Raw genomic sequence first — 1,564 nt, forward strand, 5'->3', positions numbered from 1 at the left:
AGACCGTTTAAAGAGGTCAAAAAATGTTTTGCAGCTGCGGGGGTCTCTCGCCTTCTGTCTACGGCTTCAAGCATGTGTTGTTTGTTTATGCTTTTATATGCACGATTACCGATATGTTTAGAAACATTATTCAGAATTCGATATTTAACTTTTTTAGTAGATTCTGATTGATTATGCCATTGCATGCTTTGTAAATACTGATGCAACAACCAATCGAAAGACCCTTCTGTGAGTCTGGTACGCCTCTTTGTTTTGGAGGAGCCATTTTGAGCTTGCTTAAGAGCAAGCGTATAATTATCGACAAACTCTTGCGTTCCATAGGTTCCTTCAATCCGAAACCGTGGTCCATGACCAATACGTACATACCATATGATTTTACCATGGCGTGTGCGTTCACGAACAAGATGCGGTGGACGGCGTTTTGGCATGGCTAAAACTTTATACCGTCAACAGAGGGACACGATTTGCTGGTATCGTAGTCTTTTTGTTCATTTTCAAGCGGTGGAAAATCGTCAATGCTATAAGTATTATCTATCGTTCTGGGTGTTACGATTTTATTGATATGAATTAATAATTCACCAGTAGGCTTGATTTCTACAACCTCTGCTCCTTGTTTTTTAGCTTCTCGTAAAGCTCGTGCAATGGCTGGTTGTGTTATAGTAGGTTGGCGGTGTGCCATATCTGTTCCCCTTCATTTTAGATGCAATTCCCCCGTGGCGTGAATCACGCTGGTGTTTAAAAGTTGGTTTTTCGGTGTTAGAAACGGCTTATAGAGATACTATAAGATTAGTAGTTCGTTATTTTCTCATCTGGTTTTTTCTCTAGTTGAGATTCTTCTATCGTCATCAATCCAGTCGTTCCAACATACACATGCATCACCGTAAATTTTTGCATGACCGTAAACATGCGCATCACCGTAAACACGCGCCCTATCGTAAATGTATGGCTCTTCGTAAACTTGTGCATTGCCATAAACTTCTGCATTATCAAAAACGTTCGGTTCACCGCAAATATATGCATCACCGTAAACTTCTGCATGACCGTAAATGCATGGTTCATCGAAAACTTCTGCTTTGCCATAAATACGAGAATTGTCGTAAACCTCGGCATAACCGTAAACATGTGCATTTTCGTAAACCTTAGCATCATCATAAACCTTGGCATAACCCCCAACCCAGCAATTGCCATCATGACTTAGATTGTCTTCTTTCTCGATATAGCCGCCAAGATCACCTTTCTTGACGTCCCCCAAATCTCTCAATGCACGAATGCGGCGGAGCGTTTTGCGCCCAACTTCGATTGTTTCATCAGTCAGTTCATATTTCTTTTCCATGGTTTATTTCCTTGATTTGCGTACAATTCACCCATTTCGTGAATCACGCATGACTTAAAAGTGTTAAGAAGGGTGGTGGTGCTAGGAGGCATTTGTGAAGAGAAGCACCTCCATATGTAAAAAATCTGTAAGTTTATTTTTTAGATGTGTTTAATTTCATATTTCCAATCAGGCAATTGAGTAAGAGCTAATGCGAGTTGTCCTCTATGACACATGCATACATTGGCTTCA

2 protein-coding genes and 1 pseudogene are annotated in these 1,564 nt (G+C 40.5%); all 3 read right to left on the reverse strand.

Annotated elements, in window-relative coordinates:
* A pseudogene (locus ACFIMM_RS05960) lies at positions 1-428 on the reverse strand (integrase); the annotation flags it as partial.
* Between the two features lie 2 nt (positions 429-430).
* Positions 431-679: a hypothetical protein gene (locus ACFIMM_RS05965; protein WP_375632710.1), complete on the reverse strand. Its 249-nt coding sequence runs from the start codon at positions 677-679 to the stop codon at positions 431-433.
* Positions 680-805: 126 nt separating this feature from the next.
* Positions 806-1,333, reverse strand: a complete 528-nt coding sequence (locus tag ACFIMM_RS05970; RefSeq protein ID WP_375682529.1) for a hypothetical protein — start codon at positions 1,331-1,333, stop codon at positions 806-808.
* Between the last annotated feature and the right edge of the window lie 231 nt (positions 1,334-1,564).

The organism is Bartonella sp. AP258QHHD (assembly GCF_042196145.1).
Taxonomy (GTDB): domain Bacteria; phylum Pseudomonadota; class Alphaproteobacteria; order Rhizobiales; family Rhizobiaceae; genus Bartonella.

What these genes read in the sequence shown, in the direction of transcription:
- ACFIMM_RS05965 (WP_375632710.1), bottom strand. Translation starts at nt 679, where the DNA reads ATGGCACACCGCCAACCTACTATAACACAACCAGCCATTGCACGAGCT.
- ACFIMM_RS05970 (WP_375682529.1), bottom strand. Translation starts at nt 1,333, where the DNA reads ATGGAAAAGAAATATGAACTGACTGATGAAACAATCGAAGTTGGGCGC.